At 69.8% G+C, this 26,230-nt stretch carries 26 protein-coding genes; 21 read left to right on the top strand and 5 right to left on the bottom strand.

The features are described 5' to 3' along the window. Window positions 1-116 precede the first annotated feature (116 nt). Together ACFPA8_RS01605 and ACFPA8_RS01610 are read left to right on the top strand one after the other, a co-directional pair. Entirely contained in the window at window positions 117-1,586 is a 1,470-nt protein-coding gene (locus ACFPA8_RS01605) for a GntP family permease (protein ID WP_386441053.1), read from the top strand. A gap of 149 nt (window positions 1,587-1,735) precedes the next feature. Continuing rightward, window positions 1,736-2,596, top strand: coding sequence for a trypsin-like peptidase domain-containing protein (locus tag ACFPA8_RS01610; RefSeq protein ID WP_386441056.1), 861 nt, complete (start codon window positions 1,736-1,738; stop codon window positions 2,594-2,596). Between the two features lie 192 nt (window positions 2,597-2,788). Here ACFPA8_RS01610 and ACFPA8_RS01615 read toward each other — a convergent pair whose 3' ends face one another. Beyond that, window positions 2,789-3,847, bottom strand: coding sequence for a chitinase (locus ACFPA8_RS01615; RefSeq protein ID WP_386441058.1), 1,059 nt, complete (start codon window positions 3,845-3,847; stop codon window positions 2,789-2,791). A gap of 203 nt (window positions 3,848-4,050) precedes the next feature. On the opposite strand from ACFPA8_RS01615, the gene ACFPA8_RS01620 reads away from it, so the two are divergent. From ACFPA8_RS01620 to ACFPA8_RS01680, 12 genes are all read left to right on the top strand, one after another. After that, window positions 4,051-5,367 (top strand): Nramp family divalent metal transporter, encoded by a 1,317-nt coding sequence (locus ACFPA8_RS01620; protein ID WP_386441061.1) that lies wholly within the window; start codon window positions 4,051-4,053, stop codon window positions 5,365-5,367. A gap of 309 nt (window positions 5,368-5,676) precedes the next feature. Next, on the top strand, window positions 5,677-6,714 hold the full coding sequence (locus ACFPA8_RS01625) for a hypothetical protein (protein ID WP_386441064.1): 1,038 nt from the start codon (window positions 5,677-5,679) through the stop codon (window positions 6,712-6,714). 3 nt (window positions 6,715-6,717) lie between these two features. Continuing rightward, window positions 6,718-7,446 (top strand): Flp pilus assembly protein CpaB, encoded by a 729-nt coding sequence (gene cpaB, locus ACFPA8_RS01630; RefSeq protein ID WP_386441066.1) that lies wholly within the window; start codon window positions 6,718-6,720, stop codon window positions 7,444-7,446. A gap of 15 nt (window positions 7,447-7,461) precedes the next feature. Then, on the top strand, window positions 7,462-9,597 hold the full coding sequence (locus ACFPA8_RS27665) for a CpaE/TadZ family protein (RefSeq protein ID WP_417801315.1): 2,136 nt from the start codon (window positions 7,462-7,464) through the stop codon (window positions 9,595-9,597). Between the two features lie 5 nt (window positions 9,598-9,602). Next, on the top strand, window positions 9,603-10,013 hold the full coding sequence (locus tag ACFPA8_RS01645; protein ID WP_386441068.1) for a TadE family protein: 411 nt from the start codon (window positions 9,603-9,605) through the stop codon (window positions 10,011-10,013). 60 nt (window positions 10,014-10,073) lie between these two features. Further along, the gene (locus ACFPA8_RS01650; RefSeq protein WP_386441071.1) at window positions 10,074-11,426 is read left to right on the top strand and encodes a CpaF family protein; all 1,353 of its coding nucleotides are present in this window, start codon (window positions 10,074-10,076) and stop codon (window positions 11,424-11,426) included. Window positions 11,427-11,642: 216 nt separating this feature from the next. Next, entirely contained in the window at window positions 11,643-12,587 is a 945-nt protein-coding gene (locus ACFPA8_RS01655) for a type II secretion system F family protein (protein WP_386441074.1), read from the top strand. A 19-nt stretch (window positions 12,588-12,606) separates the two neighbouring features. Continuing rightward, complete coding sequence (locus ACFPA8_RS01660) at window positions 12,607-13,497, top strand: DUF5936 domain-containing protein (protein ID WP_386441077.1); 891 nt, start codon at window positions 12,607-12,609, stop codon at window positions 13,495-13,497. 313 nt (window positions 13,498-13,810) lie between these two features. Next, window positions 13,811-14,020, top strand: coding sequence for a hypothetical protein (locus tag ACFPA8_RS01665; RefSeq protein ID WP_386441080.1), 210 nt, complete (start codon window positions 13,811-13,813; stop codon window positions 14,018-14,020). A 35-nt stretch (window positions 14,021-14,055) separates the two neighbouring features. Continuing rightward, window positions 14,056-14,607 carry a hypothetical protein gene (locus tag ACFPA8_RS01670; protein ID WP_386441083.1) on the top strand — a complete coding sequence of 184 codons (552 nt, stop codon included), beginning with the start codon at window positions 14,056-14,058 and terminating at the stop codon, window positions 14,605-14,607. A 32-nt stretch (window positions 14,608-14,639) separates the two neighbouring features. Next, the gene (locus tag ACFPA8_RS01675; protein WP_386441086.1) at window positions 14,640-15,221 is read left to right on the top strand and encodes a hypothetical protein; all 582 of its coding nucleotides are present in this window, start codon (window positions 14,640-14,642) and stop codon (window positions 15,219-15,221) included. 4 nt (window positions 15,222-15,225) lie between these two features. Further along, window positions 15,226-15,981: an OmpA family protein gene (locus ACFPA8_RS01680; RefSeq protein WP_386441089.1), complete on the top strand. Its 756-nt coding sequence runs from the start codon at window positions 15,226-15,228 to the stop codon at window positions 15,979-15,981. 8 nt (window positions 15,982-15,989) lie between these two features. Here ACFPA8_RS01680 and ACFPA8_RS01685 read toward each other — a convergent pair whose 3' ends face one another. Then, a complete protein-coding gene (locus ACFPA8_RS01685; RefSeq protein ID WP_386441092.1) occupies window positions 15,990-16,244 on the bottom strand; it encodes a hypothetical protein in 255 nt (84 codons plus the stop codon). Beyond that, the gene (locus tag ACFPA8_RS01690; protein ID WP_386441095.1) at window positions 16,241-16,573 is read right to left on the bottom strand and encodes a hypothetical protein; all 333 of its coding nucleotides are present in this window, start codon (window positions 16,571-16,573) and stop codon (window positions 16,241-16,243) included. Before ACFPA8_RS01690 ends, ACFPA8_RS01685 begins: the two co-directional genes overlap by 4 nt. A gap of 175 nt (window positions 16,574-16,748) precedes the next feature. On the opposite strand from ACFPA8_RS01690, the gene ACFPA8_RS01695 reads away from it, so the two are divergent. Beyond that, on the top strand, window positions 16,749-17,591 hold the full coding sequence (locus ACFPA8_RS01695) for a helix-turn-helix domain-containing protein (RefSeq protein WP_386441187.1): 843 nt from the start codon (window positions 16,749-16,751) through the stop codon (window positions 17,589-17,591). Continuing rightward, window positions 17,573-17,782 (top strand): DUF397 domain-containing protein, encoded by a 210-nt coding sequence (locus ACFPA8_RS01700; protein WP_386441098.1) that lies wholly within the window; start codon window positions 17,573-17,575, stop codon window positions 17,780-17,782. The genes ACFPA8_RS01695 and ACFPA8_RS01700 overlap by 19 nt, the downstream gene beginning before the upstream one ends. A gap of 134 nt (window positions 17,783-17,916) precedes the next feature. Here the strand turns inward: ACFPA8_RS01700 and ACFPA8_RS01705 are convergent, their stop codons facing one another. Beyond that, complete coding sequence (locus ACFPA8_RS01705) at window positions 17,917-18,102, bottom strand: hypothetical protein (RefSeq protein WP_386441101.1); 186 nt, start codon at window positions 18,100-18,102, stop codon at window positions 17,917-17,919. Between the two features lie 158 nt (window positions 18,103-18,260). Here ACFPA8_RS01705 and ACFPA8_RS01710 point away from each other — a divergent pair, with 158 nt between their 5' ends. Beyond that, window positions 18,261-19,268: a prepilin peptidase gene (locus ACFPA8_RS01710; RefSeq protein ID WP_386441104.1), complete on the top strand. Its 1,008-nt coding sequence runs from the start codon at window positions 18,261-18,263 to the stop codon at window positions 19,266-19,268. 283 nt (window positions 19,269-19,551) lie between these two features. On the opposite strand, the gene mgrA is transcribed toward ACFPA8_RS01710, so the two are convergent. After that, window positions 19,552-20,622 carry an L-glyceraldehyde 3-phosphate reductase gene (mgrA, locus tag ACFPA8_RS01715; protein ID WP_386441107.1) on the bottom strand — a complete coding sequence of 357 codons (1,071 nt, stop codon included), beginning with the start codon at window positions 20,620-20,622 and terminating at the stop codon, window positions 19,552-19,554. A gap of 120 nt (window positions 20,623-20,742) precedes the next feature. On the opposite strand from mgrA, the gene ACFPA8_RS01720 reads away from it, so the two are divergent. From ACFPA8_RS01720 to ACFPA8_RS01735, 4 genes are all read left to right on the top strand, one after another. Continuing rightward, complete coding sequence (locus tag ACFPA8_RS01720; protein ID WP_386441110.1) at window positions 20,743-21,504, top strand: isoprenyl transferase; 762 nt, start codon at window positions 20,743-20,745, stop codon at window positions 21,502-21,504. Between the two features lie 369 nt (window positions 21,505-21,873). Next, window positions 21,874-23,196 (top strand): PhoH family protein, encoded by a 1,323-nt coding sequence (locus ACFPA8_RS01725; RefSeq protein WP_386441113.1) that lies wholly within the window; start codon window positions 21,874-21,876, stop codon window positions 23,194-23,196. Window positions 23,197-23,784: 588 nt separating this feature from the next. Continuing rightward, window positions 23,785-24,474 carry an aggregation-promoting factor C-terminal-like domain-containing protein gene (locus tag ACFPA8_RS01730; protein ID WP_386441116.1) on the top strand — a complete coding sequence of 230 codons (690 nt, stop codon included), beginning with the start codon at window positions 23,785-23,787 and terminating at the stop codon, window positions 24,472-24,474. Window positions 24,475-24,723: 249 nt separating this feature from the next. Next, window positions 24,724-26,220, top strand: coding sequence for an AI-2E family transporter (locus ACFPA8_RS01735; RefSeq protein WP_386441119.1), 1,497 nt, complete (start codon window positions 24,724-24,726; stop codon window positions 26,218-26,220). Window positions 26,221-26,230: the final 10 nt, after the last annotated feature.

The following is a 26,230-nucleotide window of genomic DNA, read 5'->3' on the forward strand; positions in this document are numbered from 1 at the left end:
TTACGCCTCCCGCTTTCCCCGTGCCGCGGCGTTCCGCAGGGCGCCGCGCACACCCCCCGCATGCCCGAACGCCCTTGCGGGCTACCGCACTCGACACGAGAACCACGAGGTCCACCATGCTGCTCGCCGCTCCCGCGCCGGATGAGGCGCCCCCGCACACAGGCGGTCTGCTTGCACTGATAGGCGGCACGGGCGGTCTGCTGACCGTCGCCGCGCTGGGCATCCTGCTGCTGCTCTTCCTCATCATCAAGGTCCGGCTGCAGCCCTTCGTGGCGCTGCTGGGCGTCTCCATCGCCGTGGGCCTCGCATCGGGCCTCTCGGTCACCGAACTCTTCGGCACCGTGCAGAAGTCGGACGCCGTCTCCCTCATCGAGGAGGGGATGGGCGGAATCCTCGGCCACGTCGCCATCATCATCGGCCTCGGCACCATGCTCGGCGCGATACTCGAGGTCAGCGGCGGCGCCGAGGCGCTCTCACGGCGGCTCCTGTCCCTCTTCGGAGAGAAGCGCGCGCCGCTGGCCATGGGCCTGACGGGCCTCGTCTTCGGCATCCCCGTCTTCTTCGACGTCGGCATCTTCGTCCTCGCCCCGATCGTGTACGCGGCGGCGAAGCGGTCCGGGAAGTCGATCATCCTGTACGCCATGCCGCTGCTGGCCGGCCTGTCCATGACGCACGCCTTCCTGCCGCCGCACCCGGGCCCGGTGGCGGCCGCCGGGCTGCTCGAGGTCGATCTGGGCTGGGTCATCATGATGGGCGTCGTCACCGGCATCCCGGCCGTCGTCGCCGCCTGGGCGTACTCGACGTGGATCGGCAACCGGCTCTTCGTCGAGGTCCCGCAGGACATGGTCGAGGCCGCCGAGGAGTCCAAGGCGGCCGTCGAGGCGGAGAAGAAGGCCGCAGGGGTGACAGCGGAGAAGCCCGTCTCGCTCAGCGTGGTACTCGCCATCATCGGTACGCCCCTGCTGCTCATCCTGATGGCGACGTTCTCCTCCATCGCGCTCGACCCCTCGACGCTCCGCTCCGTCCTGGAGTTCTTCGGCCACCCCTTCGTGGCGCTGACGCTCGCGCTGCTGCTGGCGTACTGGCAGCTGGGGCTCAAGCACGGGTGGTCCCGTCAGTCCCTGGAGACCGTCTCCACCGCTTCCCTGAAGCCCATCGGCAACATCCTGCTGGTGGTCGGCGCGGGCGGGGTCTTCGGCGCGGTGCTCGAAGGCAGCGGCGTCGCACAGGCGTTGGCCGACACCTTCAGCGACGCGGGGCTGCCGGTCATCGTGCTGGCCTATCTGCTCTCGCTCGTGCTGCGGGTCGCGCAGGGCTCGGCGACGGTGGCCATCGTCACCACCGCGGGCATCGTCGCCCCGCTGCTGGCGGCCGGGGACTTCTCCCAGCCGCACGCCGCGCTCGTCATCATGGCGATCTCGGCGGGTTCGATCTTCGCGTCGCACGTCAACGACGGCGGTTTCTGGATCGTCTCCCAGTACTTCGGGATCTCGGAACGGGACACCCTGAAGTCCTGGACGGTTCTGGAGTCCGTCCTGTCGGTTGCGGGCTTCGCGGTCGCGGCCCTGGTGAGTCTGGTCGTCTAGCGGACGGAACCCCATCTTCCGGTTCTGGGGGCGCCGTTGGGGTCCCTGTGGGGTCTTGTGGAGGCACCTCTCCTGCGCCAAGAATGCACGGCGTCATCCCCCAACGAATATTCGCTTCGATATTCGGTGAAGGAGAGGAACCCCCCACCATGAAACGACCTCTCGTCGGCTCGTTGGCCGCGGCGCTCTTCGCGGCCGTCGCAGTCACCGGAGCGGCTGCGACGCCGGCAGCCGCCGCCGAGCAGCAGTCCCCCCGGTCCTCCGGATCCGCCGCCGCGGCCCCCGACTTCGCGGGGACCGTCGCGCTCAGCAACTGCTCGGGCTCGCTCGTGAAGATGCCCGAGTCCAAGGCCACGGACCCCGGCCTCGTGCTCTCCAACGGGCACTGCCTCGAAGAGGGCATGCCGGAGCCGGGCAAGGTCGTCGTCGACCAGCCGTCGCAGCGCGGCTTCTCCCTCCTCGACGCCTCCGGCGGCGAAGCGGGCCAGCTGACCGCCACCAAGATCAGCTACGCGACGATGACCGACACCGACGTCTCGCTCTACGAACTCGACGCCACGTACGAGGAGATCAAGAACGAGACCGGCATCGACGCGCTGGAGGTCCAGGCCGAGCACCCCGAGGCCGGCACCGCCATCACGGTCGTCTCCGGTTACTGGAAGGAGACCTACAGCTGCTCCCTCGACGGCTTCGTGCACGAGCTGCGCGAGGACGGCTGGACGATGAAGGACTCCCTCCGCTACACGGACGAGTGCGACACCAAGGGCGGTACGTCCGGGTCGCCGGTCGTCGACGACGCCTCCGGGAAGATCGTCGGTGTGAACAACACCCGTAACGAGAACGGTCAGGAGTGCACGCTCAACAACCCCTGCGAGGTTGACGAGAACGGCAAGGTGACCGTCAACGAGGGCACTGCGTACGGTCAGCAGACCCACACCCTGACCAGCTGCATCGCCGCGGGCAACAAGGTCGACCTGAGCCTGCCCGACTGCAAGCTGCCCAAGCCGTAAGCAGAGCTCCCTGCTTGGGCGGGCCGGTGTCGTGGCGCGGCGGTGCCACGACACCGGGTTCGGCTCCGCGGAGCCGGATGGCCGGCCCGCGGCGGCGCCGTGACGTACGAAGCCCCCGGACGCGCTGTCCGGGGGCTTCGTGTGCGTACGGGACGGTGGGGGCGCCCCGCAGCGGGTGGCGTGGTGCCGTCCTCACCCCAGGGCGTCGACGTGCGGGCCCACCGTGCCCGACCAGCTGTTGCCGTTGGACGCGTCCCAGTTGGTGGACCAGGTCATCGCGCCCCGCAGTCCGGGGTAGGTCTCGGCGGGCTTGAAGCTGCCGCAGTTGCTGCCCTTGGTCAGGCAGTCGACGGCCGCCGTCACGACGCCGGGCTCCACGTAGCCGGACCCCGCCGCGCTGGGGGACGCCGGGGTGCCGAGGCCGACCTGGGAGGCGTCGAGTCCGCCCTCCAGTTGGATGCACGCGAGTGCGGTGAGGAAGTCGACGGAGCCCTGGGAGTAGACCTTTCCGTCGCAGCCGTTCATCGAACCGCTGTTGTAGTACTGCATGTTGACGACGGTCAGGTAGTCCTTGATGTTGAGCGCCGTCTTGAAGTACTCGGTCGACGTGGACTGCATGTCGATGGTCTGCGGCGCCATCGTCACCACGACGTCGTTCTTCCGGCTGTGGATACTGTCCAGCGCCTTCGTCATGTACGTGGAGTTGAGGCCGTTCTCCAGGTCGATGTCGACACCGTCGAAGCCGTACTCGTCCATGAGGCCGACGACGCTGTCCGCGAAGGCGGTGGCCGAGGCGTCGTCCGCGACGCTGACGGCGCCCTTCTCGCCCCCGACCGAGACGATCACGGACTTGCCCGCGGCGTGCTTCGCCTCGATGTCCGCCTTGAACTCGTCCTCGGAGCCGTAGCCGGTGGCCGGATCGAGGGTGAAGTCGACCTGGCCGGGAGTGCCGGTGGCGTCCGCGAAGGAGACGGCGATGATGTCGTAGTCGTCCGGTACGTCCGAGAGCTTCTGTTTCGCCGCCCCGTTGTCGAAGTTCTGCCAGTAGCCGGTCACCGCGTGTGCCGGTACGGCCGAGGCGCCTACCGCCGGCTCCGCCGAAGCGGTTGTCGCGGTGCCGGCCGCGGCGGGTGCCTCGGCGGCGGCCGCGGTGCCTGTGAGCAGTCCGCAGATTGTCAGTGCCGTTGCTGTGACGGTGCCGAGCGTGCGCGAGCTGCTGCGGAAGGGGGATCGGGTCTTTGCGCGTGCCACAACTGCCTCCGTGGTGGGGGGAGATGGGAGAAGCGGTGCGGAGCATGGCGCGCCGGGCCCGTCGCGTCGCAGACAACATGGTCCAGACCAATGCGGTTGTCAAGGCTTCCGGCAGCCGTACGAGCCCTTGTGCTGATCGTCCATCGGGGGATTGGATTCGCCGGGCAGCACCTGACAGGGGACGAGTGCAGAGGCGGTAGGGGATGGCAACGGAAGACAGCACGCACAGCGGGGCGGCCACCCCGGCCGCACCTCCCGTACGGAAGGCCAGCTGGAAGCTGGTGGGGCCGGGCATCGTCGTCGCGGCGACCGGTGTCGGCGCGGGCGACCTGGTCGCCACGCTCATCGCCGGAAGCAAGTTCGGCTACACGCTGATGTGGGCCGCCGTCATCGGCTGCGTCGTCAAGATCGCTCTGGCGGAGGCGACGGGCCGATGGCACCTGGCGACCGGCCGGACGATCTTCGACGGGTGGCGCTCGCTCGGCTCCTGGACCACGGTCTACTTCGCGATCTACGTCGTCGTCTGGGGGTTCGTGTACGGCGGCACGGCCATGTCCTCCTCCGGACTCCCGCTGGACGCCCTCTTCCCCGGCGTGCTCGACCTCAAGGCATGGGCGATCATCACCGGGCTCGTCGGGCTCGTCTTCGTCTGGTTCAACCGGTACGCCGTCTTCGAGAAGGTCATGACGGTGCTCATCGGCGTCATGTTCGTGGTCGTCGTGTACGTCGCCGTCCGCGTATCGCCGGACGTCGGCGCCAGTTTCGCCGGACTGCTCCCCGTGCTCCCCGACGGGTCCCTGCTCTACACCCTCGGCCTGATCGGCGGCGTCGGCGGCACGATCACCATGGCCGCGTACGGGTACTGGGTGAACGCGAAGGGGTGGAGCGACAGCAGCTGGATGAAGATGATGCGGCTCGACAACCGGGTCGCGTACGTCACCACGGGCATCTTCGTCGTCGCGATGCTGATCGTCGGAGCCGAGCTGCTGCACGCCTCGCAGGTGGCCATCGCCGAGGGCGACAAGGGCCTCGCCGACCTGGGCAAGGTCCTGGAGGACCGGTTCGGCGGCTTCACCGCGAAGCTCTTCCTCATCGGCTTCTTCGCCACCTCCTTCACCTCGCTGATCGGCGTGTGGCACGGCGTGAGCCTGATGTTCGCCGACTTCGTCGAACGTCTCCGGGCGGCCCGGAAGGGCAGCGGGGGCGACGACGAGGCGGTGGTGGCCGTGGCCCGCGGCAGCCGGGAGCGCTCCGTGCCCTTCCGCGCCTACCTGCTCTGGCTGACGTTCCCGCCGATGACGCTGCTGTGGCTGGAGCAGCCCTTCGGGCTGGTCGTCGCCTACGGGGTGCTCGGCGCGTTCTTCATGCCGTTCCTCGCGCTGACGCTCATCTGGCTGCTCAACTCCAGCCGTACGCCTCAGGAATGGCGGAACGGCATCCTGAGCAACGTGATGCTCTTCCTCTCGGGGATGCTCTTCATCGTGCTGTGCGTGCAGCAGGTGCGTGAGCTTCCCTGGTGAGCCGCAACTCACCCCGCTCACCAGCCGGGCGGACCCTCCGGCGACGCCCTCGCCCCACCGGGGCGGGGGCGTCCTGGCGTCCGGGGCCGGTGCGTTCTGCCGCGGCCGTCGCGGGAGGCGGGACGTCCGATCCTGATTGACGCGCTCCCGGGCCGGGGTATGGCAGGGGGAGCGGGACCGGCCGGGATGCCGTGACGAGGTGTCGGCCGCCGGAGCTCCGCCGTAAGGTGTGATGTCGTCAGATCAGCATGACGGTCGATTACCCGGGTGTCGTCGGCCCGGCACGGAATCCGGGGGCGGGAGGGCGGGATGCCAACTGCGCTGGCAGTCACCAGCCACGATCACATGCTGCCTCCGCCCGACCGGCACACACCCCGGGCGCACGTCTTCCGCCCGCCGGGAGACCAGCCGCTGGAGCAGGCGCTCGCCGAGACGCAGAGCCTGATCGAGCAGCACGGCCACATCGTCGTGGTGCATCCGGCGACGCTGGACAGGCCGTTCCTGCACCGGTTGCACACCATCCGCTCGGTACTGGAGTCCGACCGGATCGCCCTGCTTCCGACGCGGCTGCCGCCGCTCGGAACGGGCGTGCTCGTACGGCAGTTGAGGCAGCTGTCGCTGTGCGAGTTCAGCCCGGGCGTGCTGGGTGCGGCCGCGCGGCTGCTCGCTCACTATGTCTACGCGGGTGCACTGCTCAACTCCGTCGCCAAGCTCGACCACGTACCCGTTCCGCTCACGGCCCACGCCAAGTCCTGGATGTCCAAGGCCCAGTTCGCCGTTCTCGCCGCCCCCACAGCGCAACTGGTGCGGCTCGACGCGAACGGCGGGACGGGGTCCGGCACCGGCGGCGGAAGTGAAGCGAGCCTGGCAGGCCCGCAGTTCCCCACGCATCTCACGGTCGCCCGCGGCAACCTCAGCTCCGAGTGGGTGAGCGGCACGCTGGCCGGCCAGTGGAACGTCCGCGGAGTGCAGGAGGCGCATCTGCCCGAGGAGTCGGCCCGTTGGTGGGGCACCGGAAAGCTCATCGAGTTCGCCGCCGCCATCCCGGACGTCTCCGTCCTCTACCAGCTGGTCTCCTCCGTGCGGCGCGACGAATGCCACTGGTGCGGTCTCGAACTCATCGGGGACCGCTGCGCGTTCTGCGCCGCACCCGCCTCGTACGGGCCCGCTCCCGCACTGCGCCGGGCGCCGGGACCCCTGGTGGCTCCCCGCACGGAGGCCGCCACCCGCACCACCACCGCGGGCCGTGGAGGCACCGGTCTCGGCGGTTACCGTCGCGCACCCGCCGCCCGTCCCTCCTCCCCGCACCCCCGTCACGCCGTCGTCGCCGATCCCCGAGGTCTCTAGTCCATGAATTCACGCCAGCGCCGTGGCGTCATCCTGCTGATCGTCTCCGTCCTGTGCGCGCTTGCGGCGTTCGCCGGCGTGCTGGCGTTCATACGTGACGTGGAATCGAAGGTCGGTCCCGAGACGACCGCCTACAAGCTCAAGTCGGACGTCCCCGCGTACACCTCCCTGAGCAGCGCCGAGTTCGACAAGGTCGCCATGCCCGAGCGGTGGCTGCCCAAGACGGCGGTCACCGACCTCGACGACGTACGCGGCAAGGTCGCCACCGGCAAGCTGCGCAAGGGGTCGCTGCTGCAGACGGACATGATGTCCGAGCGCCCCGAACTCCGGCCGGGCGAGCAGGAGATCGCCATCATGATCGACGCGGAGACGGGTGTCGCGGGCAAGATCGATCCGGGCAGCAGGGTCAACATCTTCGCCACCTTCGAAGGCGAGCAGCAGAGCGGCGGCAAGGGCCGCGGGCCCAACCAGTCGAAGGTCATCGTGAGCGACGCCAAGGTCATCGACGTCGGGAAGCTCACCCCCTTCAAGGAGGGCGACGACGACGAACGCACCCGGCAGCGCGAGCAGGACGGTGTGCCGATCACCTTCGCGCTGTCCGCGGCGGACGCCCAACGCGTCGCCTACGCGGAGTCGTTCGCGGAGCACGTCCGGCTCGCCCTGGTGGCCCCCGGCGACGCGACCGAGATACCCGACAGCGACCGTACGTACACGCTCACCGGGGACAAGTGAGGCAGGAATCAGCCGATGGTCACCCGCATTCAGCCAGCAGTCAGCGACCCGGACGCAGCCAGGTCCCTCGTCGGCCTGCTCCGCCAGCTTCCGGACAGCGAACCACTGCCGCCCGCGGTCGACTCCACCCAGCTCCTCGACTCGCTCGGACACGCGGGAGGGGGAACCGGGGCCGATCTGCCGGAGGTCGTGCTCGTGCACGAACTCATCGGCCCGCAGCCCGCGTTGGAGCTGATTCGTGAGGTCGCCCTGCGCTTCCCCGCGGTGGGCGTCGTCCTCATCACCCGCGACACGAGCCCGCCGCTGTACTCGGCGGCCATGGACGCGGGCGCCCGCGGCGTCCTCGGACTGCCGCTGAGCTACGACGAGTTGGCGGCGCGGGTCGGCGCGGCGGCGTCGTGGGCGACGGGTGTACGGCGTCACCTGGGCGGGGGAGGAGAGGAACCCGCGGGGCCGGGCGGCACGGTCGTGGCGGTCACGGGCGCCAAGGGCGGCGTCGGCACGACCCTGACCGCCGTACAACTGGCCCTCGCGGCACAGACGTCGGGCCGTGGCAGCGCACTCGTCGACATGGACCTGCAGTCGGGCGACGTCGCCTCGTACCTCGACGTCCAGTTCCGCCGTTCGGCCGCCGACCTGGCGGGCATCGACGACATCTCCGCGCGCGTACTCCAGGACGCCGTCTACACCCACGAGTCGGGGCTCGGGCTGCTGCTCGCGCCGGGTGAGGGCGAGCGCGGCGAGGACGTCGACGACAGGGCGTCCCGGCAGATCGTCGCGGCACTCAGGGCGCGTTACGACGTCGTCGTCGTCGACTGCGGCACCCAGCTCAACGCCGCCAACGCCGCAGCGATCGAGACGGCCGACCTCGCGGTGCTGCTGACCACGCCGGACGTCGTGGCCGTACGGGCGGCCAAGCGCATGGTCCGGATGTGGGACCGGCTCCAGATCCGCAAGGCCGAGGAGACCGTCACCCTCGTCAACCGGACCTCGCGGATGAGCGAGATCCAGCCCTCGCTGGTGTCCCGCATCGTCGGCACGCCTGTGGCCCGTTCGGCCGTTCCCGCCAACTTCAAGGAGCTGCAGAGCGCCGTCGACGCCGGGCGCATGCAGGACCTGGACCCCAAGGGGTCGGTGCGGCAGGCGCTCTGGGGGTTCGCCGGTGAACTGGGCCTCGTGACCGGCGCGGAGGCGTCGGCAGGCGGCAGACCGGGCGGCAGACAGAGCAAGAGCGCCCGGAGCGCCAAGGCGCTCGGCAGGCAGCAGAAGCAGGTACAGGGCCCGGGCTCCGCGCAGGGCGGCGGGGCTCCGGCCCCGGGCAGCCGGGCGCTGCCCGCAGGAGGCGGCGCGAGCAGCGCCGCCGGGGGACAGGGCATGCCGGGCACGGGCATGGCCGGTGGCACGGGAGGGACCGCTCCCGGCACCGGACAGGGCGGTACGTTCGGCGGCGGCACGCAGGGCGGTGCGTACGGTGGCGCCCAGGTCGGTGCGGGCGGCGACCGGCAGGCGCTGCCACCCGGGCCGTCTCCCGCCGGAGCGTCGAGCCGGACGCTGGGCACCTCCTTCAACGACACGTTCGGAAAGGCGGGTTACGGCCGCACCGATACGGCTGCCGGCGCCGCGCCCCGGCCCGACCGCACGCCCCGGATCGGACCCGACGGGACGGACTCCGTCTTCGGGCCACCACCCGGCGGGGTCCGCGGAGGCGCGGCCGGCGGCCACGCCGGGAGCCACTCCGGCGGCGCGCACGGGGCCGAGGACGACGACGACGGCGAACCCAGCGTGTGGGGAGACCGCGGCGCCCTGACCGTGGAGTTCGCGGGCATCGCCCCCATCGTGCTGGTCGTCCTGGCGGTGCTGTGGCAGTGCGTGCTCATCGGATACACCTTCTCGCTCGCGGGCAACGCGGCCGACGAAGCGGCACGGGCCGCCACCGCGGCCGCCTCGGGCGGGGACGCGCAGGGTGCCTGCCAGGACGCGGCCACCGAGCATCTCCCCGCGAAGTGGCGCGAGACCTCGACGGTGAACTGCAGCCTCTCCGGGCACCTCTGGAAGGCCGAGGTCGACCTGAGCGCGCCGGTCCTCTTCCCCGGCGCGGGCAAGCTTCCCTTCAGCGTCAGCGGCACGGCCGGTGCCGCGGAGGAGGGGTGAGGGGGATGGGACGTCCACGGGCCGAGCGCGGCGCACGTGCTCTGCTGCCGCGTGCCGTACGCGGCGAAGATCTGCAACGGGGCGCGTCGAGCCTGGAGTTGGCGGGCATGATGCCGCTGCTTCTGCTCGTCGCGGTGGCCGCGATCCAGCTCGGCATCGCGGGCTACGCCGTCCAGCAGGCCGGTACCGGTGCCCGCGCCGCCGCCCGTACGGCCGGCCAGGAGGATCTCGCCGACGACTACGCCGCCACCGGGAAGGCGGCCATGTCGGGGTGGACGGCCTCCCGGAGCAGCTTCGACCTCGGCGGCGGCGAGGACGAGGTCGAGGTCACGGCCACCGTCACGATTCCCTCCGTCATACCCGGAGTCGACGACTTCGGCGACGCCTCGCGCTCGGCCACCATGCCCCGCGACTGACAGGCGTCCGAGCACACAGACCGCAACCGCAGAGCCGAACGCACAGAGAGGAGGCCGGAGATGAGCCTGCGGGCCCGCATCACCACCCCAGAGTCCCGGGCACGGAACGGGGCCGCAGCGGCCGACGGGACCAGCCACCTCGTGCCGGTCTACCGGGCGAAACTCCTCGAAGAGATCGACCTGGCCGAGATGTCCGCACTCGCGCCGCAGGAGCGCAGGGCCCGCCTGGAGCGCGTACTCGGGCACCTCATCAGCCGTGAGGGGCCCGTACTGGCCACGGACGACCGGGAGTTGCTCATCCGGCGCGTCGTCGACGAGGCGCTCGGGCTCGGAGTCCTCGAACCGCTGCTGGAGGACGCCACCGTCACCGAGATCATGGTCAACGGGCCCGAGCAGGTCTTCGTCGAGCGTGCGGGCCGCGTCGAGCAGGTGCCGGTCCGCTTCGCCTCCGAGGAACAGCTGATGCAGACCATCGAGCGCATCGTCTCCACGGTCAACCGCCGTGTGGACGAGTCCAATCCGATGGTCGACGCCCGGCTCCCCTCCGGAGAGCGCGTGAACGTCATCGTCCCGCCGCTGTCCCTGACGGGCCCCACGCTCACCATCCGGCGCTTCCCCCGGGCGTACGCCCTCCACGAACTGATAGCGCTCGGCACGCTCGACGAGCACATCCTCTCGCTGCTCTCGGCCTTCATCCGGGCCCGGTTCAACGTGATCGTCTCCGGCGGCACGGGCAGCGGCAAGACCACGCTCCTCAACGCGCTCTCCGGACTCATCCCCGAGCACGAACGCATCATCACCGTCGAGGACGCCGCCGAACTCCAGCTCCAGCAGCAGCACGTCATCCGGCTGGAGACCCGCCCGCCCAACGTGGAGGGCAAGGGCCAGATCACGGTCCGCGACCTCGTACGCAACTCGCTGCGCATGCGGCCCGACCGCATCATCGTCGGCGAGGTGCGCGGCGGCGAGACGCTGGACATGCTCCAGGCGATGTCGACCGGACACGACGGATCGCTGGCCACGGTGCACGCCAACAGCGCGGAGGACGCGCTGATGCGGCTGCAGACCCTCGCCTCCATGTCGGAGGTCGAGATCCCCTATGCGGCACTTCAGGACCAGATCAATTCGGCCGTGGACGTCATCATCCAGCTCGCGCGTCTCGCGGACGGATCGAGGAAGATCGTGGAGATCGTCCTGCTCGCCTCACACGGCAGGGAGACCTTCCGGATCGCCTCCGTCTCCCGGTTCGACTCCCGTCCCATGTCCGCGGACGGCAAGGTGCACGGGAACTTCGAGCACCTGCCCGTACCGCGTCGTGCGGCCGTCAGGCTCCAGATGGCGGGCGAGACGGTGCCGCCCGTGTTCGGCGTGGCCGACGACGCCGAACGGCTGACGACGAGAGAGGCGGTGTGACCGCCGCCCGGTACGGCACGGAACGGCACCCAGCTGAACCCAGCGGCACGCAGGCACCGCGGACGCGGATCGCGGCCTTCGGACCAGGAACCCGGGAACCCGGGCCCCCGGGGCCCGCAGCCGAGGACACGCAGGACACGCAGGACGCAGGACACGCAGGACACAGGACGCAGGACACGCAGGACACAGGACCCACAGGACCCCCAGGACCCAGCCATGGACACCACCGCACAACTCGCGCTAGGCGCCTTCTTGCTGGCGAGCACCCTCGCCGTCGTGGGGGTCCTCACCTACGCGGCCGGACGGGCACAGCGGCAGACGGTGATCGAACGCCTCTCCGGCGACGGAGCCGTCCGCGAGCTGCCCTCGGGCCGCCGTCGCCGGTTCACCGGGGTGGACCGTCAGCTGAGGAGGACCCGGCTGGGACGCCGGGTGCAGCTCAAACTGGCGGCGACCGGCCTGGACATCACACCCGGTGAGTTCGCCGTCTACGTCATCGCCGTGGTCGCAGGGCTCTGGACGGCGGCCGCTTCCCTCCTCGCTCCCTTCTTCGGGCCGATCGCGGGGATTCTCGGAGCGATCTCCGCGAACGCCTTCCTGAGCCACCAACGCAGGCGTCGCACAGAGCAGTTCATCAACCAGCTGCCCGAGCTGTCGCGCATCCTCGCCAACGCCACCTCTGCGGGGCTGGCGCTGCGTACGGCGCTCGGCATGGCCGCCGAAGAGCTCGATGCCCCCGCGGGCGACGAACTCACGCTCGTGACGAACCAGTTGGCCGTGGGCCGGTCCATCGACGACGCCCTAGGTGAACTCGCCGAACGGCTGCCGTCCCGCGAACTCGTCGTCCTCGTCACGACGTTGGTCCTCGCCAACCGCGCAGGCGGCACGCTCGTCGCGTCCCTGCGCAACCTGACCAACACGCTGGAGGAGCGCAAGGAGACCCGTCGTGAAGTGCGCACCATGCTCGCCGAGGTCAACGCGACGGCCTTCACCGTTCCCGTACTGGGCCTCGGCGCGATGCTGATGATGAACTCGATGATGCCCGGCGCCCTCGCACGGGTCACCGGCTCCCCGCTGGGCCAGATCGCGATCCTCGCAGCCGTGGCGCTCTTCGCCACCGGCTTCTTCGTCATCCGCCGTCTCGGCAAGATCGAGATCTGAGAAGGGAGATCCGAACCTCATGCTGCCCCTTCTCCTCGCCGCCGCAGTCGGACTCGCCGTGTACGGAGCCGTCGCGGGCATACGGATGTACCGGGCCGAGACCCGGCTGCCCAGCGACCTCGCCGTCGCTCTGGAGGTCGGCGCCACGCGGACCACCGCGCGGGAGGCGGCGGTCGACAGGCTGGGAATGCCGCTCGCGCCGCTCGTGCTGCGCCTGATGGGCCGGCAACGCGTCGACAGGAAGCGCCGGAAGATCGACCAGGCCGGGAACCCCGGCGGTCTCACCGTCCAGCGTTACGCCGCCCGCCGGGCTGCCTACGGCCTCTTCGGCGTCCTCATGGCCCTCATCGGGCTCTCGGCGGACAGCGTGCTGTTCGCGGTGCTGGTGCTGGTCTTCGGGTTCACCGCCGCCGATCTGGCGATCCTCCAGGCCATCCGGGACCGGAAGCGCGTCATCGAACGCACCCTGCCCGACTTCCTCGACGTCCTCGCCGTCGTCGTCTCGGCCGGCCTGAGTTTCCGTCAGGCGCTCGAACGCGTCGCCGAGCACTACGAAGGCCCCTGGGCCGACGAACTGCGCATCACCCTGCGTCAGATGGACCTCGGAGTCGGCCGCCGCCAGGCCTTCGACGAATTGCGCAAGCGCAACTCCAGCGACCAGGTGGACCAGTTCGTCACCGCCCTCCAGCAGGGCGAGGAACTGGGCGCGCCCATCGCGGACACCCTCATCCAGATCGCCACGGACATGCGCCGCACCGACGCGCAGAACGCCCGCCGCCAGGCGGCGAAGACCGTGCCCAAGGCGACGATGACGACGATCGCCTTTCTGCTGCCGGGAACGCTGCTGTTGATCGTGGCCACTTTCGTTCTCGGCTCCGACACGGACTTCGGTTCCGTCCTGAACGGATGAGGGCATGACGTACGAGACCAACACCCGGCGCGCGGCGGCCGTTTCCGCCAAACTCGAGGGGCGGCCAGTCGCCCCCTTCGTCGGCGCCGACCGATGTGGCACAGTCTGCATTCGGACAACGACGGTGGGCCACGGAAGGAGAGGGAGACCGGAATGACAGGTCGTCTCTTCCCGACCCGCCTGCTCAACTGCCGGGGAACAGCCGCCTGTTTCACGGACGGCGAGAGTGTCAAGAACTACACCAACCGGGCCGGGGGCGCGGGGGGACATCCGCCCACGGGGCACAACTCGGCCATCAATGAAGGAGATCGTGATGTCGAAGGCCATGCGCCGCTGGCGCCAGCGCGTCGCGGAAAGGATGCAGGGCCGCGAGTCGGAGAGCGGCGCCGGAGCCATCGAATACGCGGGCATCGTGATCATCGTCGCGGGGATCATTCTGGCGATTCGCGGCCTGGGGCTGGACACCGCCATCTCCGCGGGAATCGCGACCGCCGTGAACAACATCCTCGGCGGCGGTGGATAAAGCAGCGGCACCCCTGCGGTGACGAGGGTCAAACCTTGATCCTTTACGGCGCCGTCATTGCGGGCCTGCTGTTCCTCGCCTTCGCGTTCTTCGCGGTGGCCCAGGCGGGCTCGGTGCGCAACGGGGGGCAGTCGGCTGCGGACGCTGCCGCGCTCGCCGCCGCGCAGGACGACAGGGACGAACTCTACGAGGGATTCCTGGACGATCTCGGCAACGGGGACGACTGGCAGGACTGGCTCGACGGGCTCGCCTCGCTCACCGGCGACGGATGCGGCGAGGCGGAGTACTTCGCCGGCCGGAACCGCTCCGACGTGCTCGCCTGCGACGCCGTGACGAAGGACGGCGACGACGGCTACACGGTGAAGGTCCGGACCCGTTTCGACACGGGCGATTCCATCGTCCCCGGCGCGGACAACAAGAAGGCCCAGGCGAGCGCCACCGCCGTCATCAAACCGCGCTGCGAGTTCGAGGACGACGCCGAACTGATCGAAATCACCTGTGACGGTGAGGACTTCACCATCGACCCGGACGACATCGACCTCGATCTGAAACCGTCGGATCTCTTCTCGGTGGTGCTTGTCGGTTGATGAACGTACGACGAATTAAGGACGAGCGATCGATGACCCTGAAGCGCACCAGGAAGACACGCACGCGAATGGCCGCGGCCGCGCTCTTGACCGGCCTGGTGCTCGTGGTGACCGGTTGCAGCAGCGATGACGGCGGCGGTGACAAGCCCGACGGCTCATCCCAGCAGGGTGAGAAGGGTGGAGCCGGTGGTGGTTCCGGCGGCGAGGAGAAGGTGCTGGCGCAGGTGAAGGGCGGAAAGGGCGGCGATCTCACCCTCACCGTCACCTCGGCGGAGCGCGACTCCTCCGGATTCACCACGATCAAAGGGACGTTGAAGAACGACGGCCCCACCGTGGTGGTGTTGCCCGGGTGGGCGAGTGAAGAGAAAGAGCTGAAGGACAACGGCCTTTCCATGGCGGGCGCGACCATGGTCGACAAGAAGGACAAGAAGCGCTACTTCATCTTGCGGGACACCAACGGACGCTGCCTGTGCACGAGGTTCTCCGGAGGCTTCCAGCAGGGCGAGACGACGGAATGGTTCGCCCAGTTCCCCGCGCCGCCCGCCTCGACCACCTCGGTCGACTTCCAGGTGGCGGACATGCCCAGCGCGACTGTCGAACTGTCGGGGGAATGACAAGGTGAATGCCATCCGCGCTCACGCGCTCCGTACCGTCGTGTGCACCTCCGCCTCCGCCGTACTGCTCACGTCCTTCACCGCGACCGGGGCGCGCGCGGACGATCCCGCGCCGAAGCCGTCGATCACCGTTCCGAGCGGCCCCACGTCCCTCCCCGGAGCCGACGACCCGACAACCATCCCCACCGAGGCCCCCTCCCTCCCCGGAGAGGGCGGCGCTCCCGCGCCCAAGTACAGCGAGCCGCCGGACAACATCGCGGGCGGCTCCAAGCCGCCGGTCGACCTCGACCCTCAGGCGGCGGGGCTCAGACTCGCGGACGGGGCGGCGCTCGCCCCGTCCAAGGTGCTCGACATCAAGTTCGTCACCGAGGACCTCGGCGGTGAGGAGCGACGCGAAGACAGCACGCTGAAGACGAAGTTCACGCTCCAGGCCGAGGTGCTCTTCCCCAAGGACAGCCCGAAGCTCGACAGCGGGGCACAGTCGCGCATCGACGAGCTCTCCGCGGAGATCGAGAAGCAGAAGGCGAACGAGATCAACGTGTTCGGCTTCACCGACGACCTCGGCTCGTACGGCCACGGAAAGAAGCTCTCGAAGGAGCGCGCGAACGCCGTGCAGAAGGCGCTCGCGGAGAAGCTCGGCTCGACGGTGACCTTCAACGTGCGCGGCTACAGCGAGGACTACCCGATCGCGGACAACAGGACCGAAGAGGGCCGCAAGAAGAACCGTCGCGTCGAGGTCTCCTTCCCCCGCCAGGAGTGAGCCGCCCGTCACCGGTCCCGCCTCCTGCTGCGCTCGTTCACCTCGGCGAGGCGGGCGCTCAACAGCTCGGCAGCGCTGAGCAGTTGGACGAGGCCTGGATCGGCGTCCCATTCGCGTCCGCCGTTGAGCGGGCGGAGCTGGACGTAGGGGCCGTCGTACGCCATGACGATGCCGACGCGCCCGCGCCGGGTGTCGCGGACAGCGGTCCCGACAGCAGGTTCCGGCGGCGGGGGCAGGGGGCACGGCTGCGCGCCGGTGGTCACCGGCCGGCTCCCTTGTTGATCACGGCGGCCAGCGCGAAGGCGACGGGCGCGGAACAGACGCCGAGGTGGACGAGCGCGTAACGAGCGGCCCGCCCGCAGTCCACGTCTTCGGCGCTGTCGCCGTCGACCACGTCCTGCCAGGGCGTCCGTACGTCCATGGCGGGGAGCTGGACTCCGGCGCGCAGGAGCGCGTCGGCGAGCGCGTCACGGGCCTGGACCGCCTCCTTGATCTTCGCCGTCCCGGCATGAGCGCCGCGCTCGTGTGCGCGCGGCGGGACGGTCGTCCCGGCCGGGCCGTCGTCGTGGCTGATGTGTCGCTGAGTGCTCATGGAGATGCTCCGTCGGCCGTTCTTCATCCGGTTTCCATGCATTCGTCACGCGTGCTGAACTACCGTGCGTGATGAGGGAATTACGAGCATGCGGCCGGAACGGCACGGCCACGCCGCGGACCTGGCCTGGTTCCCCGCGGAGCAGTCCAAGTTCCACACCTTCCACGGAGGGCTCATGCCGACGAGGCGAACGGTCACCGGCCGCAGTCGTGAACCACGGGCGCGGTTCGCGGAGGAGCTGCGGGCGCTGCGTGCCGGACACGGTCACAGCTTGCGGCAACTGGGCGAACGGCTGGGCTGGGACTGGTCGTTGTTCGGGAAGATGGAGAACGGGGAGACGTTGGGCGGCCCGGAGGTCGTCGAGGCGCTGGACCAGCACTACGGGACGCCCGGGCTGCTGCTGGCGCTGTGGGAGCTGGCGGTGAGCGACCAGACCCAGTTCAAGGAGCGGTACCGGCGCTACATGGCGCTGGAGGCGGAGGCCACCAGCCTGTGGCACTTCGCGGTGAGCGTGCTGCCGGGCCTGCTTCAGACTCCGGGGTACGCGCGAGAAGTTCTCGCCGCGGGCGGCCTCAAGGGGGAGGAACTGGCGCAGCAGGTCGAGGCCCGCATGGGTCGGCGCGTCCTGCTCGACGGTGAGGACGCGCCGCCCTTCAGGACGATCCTGTCGGAGGCCGTACTGCGGACACCTCTGCGGGACACGGACGAGTGGCGTGCCCAGCTGGAGTACGTGAGCGAGGTCGCGGAGAGGCCGGGCGTGACGGTCCACGTCCTGCCGCAGAGCGCGGGACTGCACGGCTTGGTGGGTAGCGCGGTGATGTTCCTCCGACTCCCGGACGGTCGTCCTGTGGCGTACACCGAGAACACGTACTGGGGCGAACTCATCGAAGAACACGCCCACATCGAGCGTTTGCAGCGGAACTACGATGTGGTGCGCGACCTTGCCCTCTCCCCGTCCGAGTCGCGGAAGTTCGTCCTACGCCTCCTGGAGGAAGTGCCGTGCGATCCCTCGAATTGAGCGCCGCGACCTGGCGTAAGAGCAGCTACAGCAATCCGGACGGCGGTGAGTGCGTCGAGATCTCCGACGACTTCGCCACCGTCGTTCCCGTACGTGACAGCAAGAACCCGCGCGGCCCGGTGCTCGCATTCCCCTCGGGCGGCTGGTCGTCATTCGTGTCCGCTGTGAAGAACGGGCGCCTGAGCGCCTGAAACGCAGGCCGGACGCATAACGAGACGGTCCCCGCGATCAGTTGATCTGCGGGGACCGTCATTCGTTCATCGATGAGGCTGTTGCTCGCCTCTGCGGTATTGCCGCTTTCGGCCACCGGAGGTGGGCAACGGGGTCAGGCCGCAGAGGTGACGTCGGCCTGAAGGGCACGCCGCCAGTCGGTGCGCAACCTGTCCAGTTCGGCGAGGTCCGCTTGCGACCAGATCGTACGACCCGCGACGTAGCGACGGATCGCTTCGTTCGCCTCCGCGGCGGCTCGTTCGCCGCGATCAGAGGGCTGGGAAGTCGAAGACGAGGACATGACTCAAGATTAAAGCCTCCCACTGACATCCACGTCCAAATAATGGGCGATTTAGGTCACGTGACGTCGGCTCAACTTCTGTAAACCCGGCCGCCGGAACGCTTTCGTGATGTTCACTCGGCCCCTCACCAGCGCCTTTTCGCAATTAGGCTCGCAGTGTGCTGCTGACGTCGACGCTCGTCCTCTCCGCGGCCGGCTACGGAGCTGCGGCCGGAGCGCTTCTGCCGCGCGCCGTCTACCGGTTCGCGGTCCCCCGTGAGCGGCCCCTGCCCCGGGACTGCCCGGGAGGCCACTCGCTGCCGGGCTCGTGGCGCGGCTGGGTGGGCCCGGCGCGATGTCCTGACTGCGTTCCGGACGGACCCGCCACGGAGGACACGCAAGGAGCAACCGCCGAGAAGCGGGACGCGGCAGCGGCGGGGGCGCCCCCTGCCCCGAACCGCACCCCGGAAAGCGCACCGGAGAGCGCACCGGAGAGCACCGCGGTGACCGCCCCGGACCCGGCTCCCGCCCCGGACTCGGCCCCCTCCCCGGACCCGGCTCCCGCCCCGGACCCGGCCTCCGAACCCGACTCCGAACCCGACTCCGCGGAGCGCCGCCCCCGCCCCGGAACCCCCGATCCGGCGTACGGGCCGCGCTCCGGCTCGCTCGTCCTCGTGGGGGCTCTCGTCTGCGCCGCACTCGTCCTGATCGCGGGCCCACGCCCCGAGTTGGCGGTCTGGCTGCTCGCGGCGCCGTTCGGCCTGCTGCTCGCGGCGGTGGACGTACGGGTGAGGCGCCTGCCCGACGTGCTCACCCTGCCGCTGGCCGCGCTCACCGTCGTCCTTCTCGGCCTGGCCTCCATCTCGCCTGGCGCGCAGGGAAGTTGGGTGCGGGCGCTGCTCGGCGGCGCGGTGCTGGCAGGCGGCTTCTTCGTGCTGTTCCTGGTGCATCCGCGCGGACTGGGCTTCGGCGACGTCAAGTTGGCGCTCACTCCGGGCGTCGCTCTTGGGTGGTACGGCTGGGAGGCCCTGCTTGCGGGCGCCTTCCTCGCGTTCCTCCTGCATGCCTCGTTCGGCGTCGCGCTGATCGTGGCCGGGCGCGCGGGCCGTAAGACAGCTCTGCCCTTCGGGCCCTTCCTGCTGATGGGCGCCCTGCTGGGGATGTTCGCTGCCGGTCCCGGAGCCTGAGCGGCCACGTCCGGAGGGAGCACGGGACGCTCCAGCGGGGCACCGGATGCGGCCGTGTCCGTCCGTGCCCGTCCCTTGCGGCGACACGGCGAAGGGGTAGTTGCTGTCCGGACGGCCTTGCGCGAGGGGCTAAGGTGGAAACCCCCCCTCGGGCCGGTCCGTATCCCCCCACGGACCGGCCCGTTTTCCGTTCCTGTGCCGCGCTGACGGGCCGAGCGTCCCTCGTGAACTCTCCGGGGCCCGGTCCTGCTTCCGGCCCACTCGAGAGTCCCTCAGCTCCGGCTCAACTCTCGCTGCTCTGCGACCAGATGTTGGTCCCCGGTTCGGAGACGGCGTAGGAGTCGATCTCCCGCAGTTCCTCCTCGGTCAGCTCCGGCCCTTCCAGCGCCGCGACGTTCGTCTCCAGCTGGCGCACGCTGCTGGCGCCGATGAGCGCCGAGGTCATCCGCGCGTCCCGCAGCACCCAGCGCAGCGCGAGCTGGGCGAGCGTCTGGCCGCGCCGCCGGGCGATGCCGTCGAGCCCGCGCAGCCGGCCCACGACGTCCTCGGTCAGCAGTCCCGGGTCCAGCGACTTGCCCTGCGCTGCCCGCGAACCCTCCGGGACGCCCTGCAGGTACTTGTCCGTGAGCAGGCCCTGCGCGAGCGGGGCGAAGGAGATGCAGCCCATGCCCTCCCGCTCCAGGGTGTCCAGCAGCCCGTCCTCCTCGGTCCAGCGGTTCAGCATCGAGTAGGACGGCTGGTGGATGAGCGCCGGTACGCCCATCTCCCGCAGCAGGCGCGCAGCCTCGCGCGTGCGCCGGGCGTTGTAGGAGGAGACGCCCGCGTACAGGGCCTTGCCCTGCTGCACGGCGGAGGCGAGCGCCCCCATCGTCTCCTCCAGCGGGGTCTGCGGGTCGAAGCGGTGGGAGTAGAAGATGTCGACGTAGTCGAGCCCCATGCGCCGCAGCGAGGCGTCCAGTGACGACAGCAGGTACTTGCGGGAGCCCCACTCGCCGTACGGGCCGGGGTGCATGAGGTACCCCGCCTTGGTCGATATGACCATCTCGTCGCGGTACGGCCGGAAATCCTGCGCCATCAGCTTGCCGAAGTTCAGCTCGGCGGACCCGGGCGGCGGTCCGTAGTTGTTGGCCAGGTCGAAGTGCGTGACGCCCAGGTCGAACGCCCGGCGCAGGATGGCCCGTTGTGTCTCCAGCGGACGGTCGTCGCCGAAGTTGTGCCACAGCCCCAGCGAGACGGCGGGCAGCTTCAGCCCGGAGCGTCCGGTGCGGCGGTACGCCATGGAGTCGTAGCGCCCTTCGTGGGCGCTGTAGGGAAAAAGAGAGGAGTGTGAGGGGAGGGAGGAGTCGTGCGTCATGGGCCTTTACTATCAGTTTCCTACGGCCGGGCCCCGCGAGCCGCCCGGCTTCGTACGGGGTCTTCACCGGCAGTAAGGTTCAAGGATCCCGGACTCGCCAAGGAGGGGCTGGCCATTCCCATGAAGCTTCGTGACCTGGTGTACAGGCTGTATGCGCGCCGGGTGGAGGACCGACTCGACACCGACCAGGTGCCCAAGCACATCGGCGTCATCCTGGACGGCAACAGGCGCTGGGCGCGGGCCTCGGGCGGTACCACGGAGCAGGGTCACCAGGCGGGCGCGGAGAAGATCCAGGAACTGCTGACCTGGTGCGCCGAGACGGACGTCGAGGTCGTCACGCTGTGGCTGCTCTCGACGGACAACCTCCACCGGCCCGAGGAGGAGCTGCTCCCGCTGCTGGGCATCATCGAGGACACGGTGCGCGACCTGGCGGCGGACGGCCGCTGGCGCGTCCACCACGTCGGCCAGCTGGACCTCCTCCCGGACCGTACGCAGCAGGTGCTCAAGAAGGCGGAGCAGAAGGCCGGGGAGATCGACGGAATACTGGTGAACGTGGCCGTCGGTTACGGCGGCCGGCAGGAGATCACCGACGCCGTCCGCTCGCTGCTGGCGGACCGTGCCGCGCGCGGCATGAGCCTGGACGCGCTGGCGGAGAGCCTGACCGTCGAGGACATCTCGGAGCACCTGTACACGCGCGGGCAGCCCGACCCGGACCTGGTCATCCGCACCAGCGGGGAGCAGCGCCTGTCGGGCTTCATGCTCTGGCAGAGCGCCCACTCGGAGTACTACTTCTGCGAAGTGTTCTGGCCGGCCTTCCGCAAGGTCGATTTTCTCCGTGCCCTCCGCGATTACGCGGCGCGGCACCGGCGCTACGGGAACTGACACCCGCCGGGCGCGCACGGCGCTCAGGACGAGCGCGTAAGGGCGTCCGGAGCCCGAGGAAAGTGGTCAGGGCCGGGAGCTGCACGGAAATCCCCGTATCGGGTCCTCGTAGTCACCCGCCCGTGGACCTCCGCATATGCCATTGCATGCTTGTCGCCGCCCGGGGGAATATCACCTCATGGCTGGGTGCCCTCCACAGGCCCCGGCGCCGGGAGGCCCGATTGCAGACCACGGACGACCGCAGAGGCATTGCGGCGACGCGGATGTCGCGGAGGGCCGGTGCACGGCCCGCTCCGCGCGGGTCCGGACCGGTCTCTTCCCTTGCGACGCCGTCGCACCCCGACCTCTTCCGAGGGGGTTCGTCCACCCGTGGTGACAAGCAAGAAGCGCAACGATTCCGACCGGCGCACGTATGTGATCGACACAAGCGTGCTGCTCGCAGACCCGACGGCGATGGACCGTTTCGAGGAGCACGAAGTGGTGCTCCCCGTTGTCGTCGTGACCGAGTTGGAGGCAAAGCGGCATCACCCGGAGCTCGGCTACTTCGCACGTCAGGCGCTGCGGAGGCTGGACGAGTACCGCGTCCGGTACGGCCGGCTCGACGCTCCCATTCCGATCGGGGAGGTGGGCGGCTCGCTCCGTGTGGAGCTGAACCACTCCGACACCGGCGTCCTGCCGGCCGGTTTCCGGCTGGAGGACAACGACTCGCGGATTCTCGCCGTCGCCCGCAATCTGCAGGCCGAGGGGTACGACGTCACGGTCGTCTCCAAGGACCTGCCGCTGCGGATCAAGGCGTCGTCTGTCGGACTCCTCGCCGAGGAGTACCGCGCGGAGCTCGCCATCACCGAATCGGGCTGGACCGGCATGTCCGAGCTGACCCTCGCCGGTGAGGACATCGACGAACTCTTCGCGGCGGACAGCGTCTTCGTACCCGAAGCGGCCGAGATGCCCGTCCACACCGGTCTGGTCCTCCAGTCGGAGAAGGGCAAGGCCCTCGGGCGGGTCACACCGCAGGGGAGAGTGAAACTCGTACGCGGCGACCGCGAAGCGTTCGGCATCAAGGGGCGCAGCGCGGAGCAGCGCATCGCTCTCGATCTGCTGCTCGACCCGGAGGTCGGCATCCTGTCCATGGGCGGGCGTGCCGGTACGGGCAAGAGCGCGCTCGCTCTGTGCGCCGGCCTGGAGGCGGTGCTGGAGCGTCGTCAGCACCAGAAGGTCATGGTCTTCCGGCCGCTCTACGCGGTCGGCGGCCAGGATCTGGGTTATCTGCCGGGCACCGAGGCCGAGAAGATGAACCCGTGGGCGCAGGCGGTCTTCGACACGCTCTCCGCGGTCACCAGCCGTGAAGTGATCGAGGAGGTCGTGGAGCGCGGAATGCTGGAGGTGCTGCCGCTGACGCACATCCGGGGGCGTTCGCTGCACGACGCCTTCGTGATCGTGGACGAGGCACAGTCGCTCGAGCGGAACGTCCTGCTGACGGTCCTCTCCCGAATCGGTTCCGGTTCACGGGTCGTTCTCACCCATGACGTCGCGCAACGGGACAATCTGCGCGTCGGACGCTACGACGGAGTGGTCGCCGTCGTGGAGAAGCTGAAGGGGCATCCGCTCTTCGCGCACATCACGCTCAGCCGGTCCGAAAGGTCGCCGATCGCGGCGCTTGTGACCGAAATGCTCGAAGAAGTGAATGCCTGAGGGCAGTTGAGGCGATTGGCGCCGGTCGTCCCCGCGGGGCGGCCGGCGTCTTCGCTGTGCCGGGGACGCCGTGGGGGCGAGGGAAGACCTCATACCTCGTGCGGGTGATGTCCGCGGTCCGTGCGCGGTACCTGCCCGGCCATGCTCTGCGGGGCTCCGACCTGCGGCTTCAGTAAGGGAGTTGGCGGGTGGTCGTACCAGTGGTGGAGCCGTGGCGAGTGGGTCCAGCAGCCTAGCCCGGTCGCCGGTGGCGCGCCCGTGTTTCCGGGGAATGTGACAGCCAAACTCCCTGTGACCTATCCCACTCGGTGTGGAATTGCCTCGGACTGCTCGCGTCCGGCAGGGTGTGGGTCCTGTCAGGCCCCGCATACGGCACAGCAACACCCCCAATGGTGTGGCATTGCAAGGCAGTACAGAACTGAACAGCAGTCACGCCGTATGCCGCCCGAGCACCACGCGGGTTCTCCCTGCCCATGGGGAGGCCCAACCGGGCCCGTACCTCCGGTGACCAAGTTCCGAGGGGGTCAGTGCCAGGGGCACGATTGCGCCCGCGCGGTCACTCAAGCGGGCACGTTGGAAGGAAAACGTGTGACTCGGATCTCCGTCCGGGGATTCGCCGTGGCGTCCGCCACCGCGGTCACCACCGTCGGCGCCGTCGTCGGTGTGGCCTCCGGTAGCCAGCAGGGTCAGACGACGAACGATGTCGAGGCCACCGCTGCTGACGCGACGCTCCTCGCAGACATACCGGCGGGTCAGCAGGCCCAGGTGCAGACCGCTTCCCTGACGCAGCAGGCGGACTCCGCGTCCTCCGCTGCCCACGCGGAGGCGAAGAAGTCGGCCGAGGAAGCCGCGCGTAAGCAGGCAGCCGAGGACGCAGCAGCCAAGAAGGCTGCGGCGGAGAAGGCGGCTGAGGCGCGTGAGGCGAAAGAGGCGGCGAGCCGTTCCGCGCGTGCAGACGCGGGGGATTTCGCGCAGAAGGCCTCCTACTCGACTTCCGAAGTCCAGTCGATGGCCAAGCAGATCGTCGGCGGCGGCCAGTTCCAGTGCTTCTCGCAGATCGTCGAGCGGGAGTCGGGCTGGAACTACCAGGCCAGCAACCCGTCCTCCGGCGCGTACGGCCTCATGCAGGCTCTGCCCGGCTCCAAGATGGCTTCTGCGGGCGCGGACTGGCGAACGAACCCGGCCACCCAGATCAAGTGGGGCCTGAACTACATGAACGACCGGTACGGCAGCCCCTGCGGTGCCTGGGACTTCTGGCAGGCCAACAACTGGTACTGAGCGACAGCGCCCCGCGCTGAGCCGCACATCTTCACAAGCTTCAGCGACTCACCCCCGGCCCGGGTTCACGGGCCGGGGGTGAGCGTGCGCCGTGCCCGGGTGGTGAACGTCATCGCGCGTCCATGACGGAAGCAACCCTCGCGCCGGTAACGTCGTCATCCAACGGCAGCGGAGACGGCCGGGCTTGGGAGGTGCCTCCCCGGCCCGCAGGCGGCCCGGAACAGCACAGCAGGGGGCGGAGGACGCGGGATGACGAGCAGGGTGGACAGGCTGCGCGACGGCGTGGCGCGACTGGGGGCCCGTATCGCGGCCAGGCGTGCCGAGCAGCTCGCCAAGCAGGAGGCGATCACCGGAGTCGGTGCCGGGCCGTACCCCGGGGCGGACGAGCAGGCCGACGCGCCGCGGGCGCCCGGTGCTCCGCCCTCTTCGGCGCCGCACCACTCGCCGGCCACGGGAGGCGGCCGGCCGGCGCCCGCCTCGGTGGTGCCGTGGGGCGTACGGGTCGCTGCCGAGTCCGCGTGGCGGCTGCTGGTGCTCGCGGGACTCGTGTGGGTGCTGATACAGGTGATCAGCTCGATCAGCCTGCTCGTACTCGCGTTCTCCGCGGGCCTGTTGGTGACGGCGCTGCTGCAGCCCACCGTCGCCCGGCTCAAGCGGCACCGCGTGAGCCGCGGGCTGGCCACCGCCATCACCTTCATCACCGGCTTCGTGGTGATGGGCCTGGTCGGCTGGTTCGTGGTCTGGCAGGTGACCGAGAACCTGCCCACCCTCACCGAACGGGTGCAGGAAGCCATCGACGAGGGTCAGCGCTGGGCGGTGCAGGGCCCGTTCCACGTCTCCGAGGAGCAGGTCAACGACGTCGCCAAGAACCTGAGCCAGTGGCTGGGCGACAACAGCAAGGAGGTCACCTCCGCCGGACTCGAAGGCGTCACCGTGCTGCTGGAGTTCCTCTCCGGGGCGTTGCTGGCGATGTTCATCACCCTCTTCCTGCTCTACGACGGCGACCGCATCTGGAACTGGGTGCTGAAGCTGGTCCCCGCCGCGGCGCGTGAGGGCGTCGCCGGGGCCGGGCCGCGTGCCTGGATCACGCTCACGGGATACGTGCGCGGGACCGTGATAGTGGCCATGATCGACGCGATCTTCATCGGTGTCGGCATCTACGTCCTGGACGTCCCGCTGGCGGTGCCGCTCGCCGTGCTGATCTTCATCTTCGCGTTCGTGCCGATCGTCGGTGCCGTCGTCTCGGGGGCGCTGGCCGTGGTCGTCGCCTTCGTCACCAACGGGCCCGTCACGGGGCTGCTGGCGCTCGGTGTCGTGCTGCTCGTCCAGCAGATCGAGAGCCACGTCCTCCAGCCGTTCATCCTCGGACGTCTCGTGCGGGTGCATCCGCTGGCGGTGGTGCTCGCCGTCACCGGCGGAAGCCTCATCGCGGGCATCCCGGGCGCTGTCGTCGCGGTGCCGCTGGTGGCCGTGCTCAACACGGCCGTCGGCTATCTGCGCGCGTTCTCGGAGGGCAGTCAGCCGGGCGGCCCGGGTGTGCTCGCTGTCGCGGGAGCCACGCAGGTGACTGCGGCGGAGGGGGCGACGGGCAAGGGCGCCGGAATCGCGAAGAGCCCCGGAGTGCCGAGGGGCGGAGCTGTTCAGGCGGAGCCGGGCGCGTCTCCGACGGAGTCGGCGGACGGAGCCCCGCCGGCCCGTCCCGGGGACGGGCCGTCCTCCGGGAAGCCGGGGGGCGAACGCCGGTAGGAGTTCCTCC

Source organism: Streptomyces ovatisporus (genome assembly GCF_042653885.1).
Classification (GTDB): Bacteria; Actinomycetota; Actinomycetes; order Streptomycetales; family Streptomycetaceae; genus Streptomyces; species Streptomyces ovatisporus.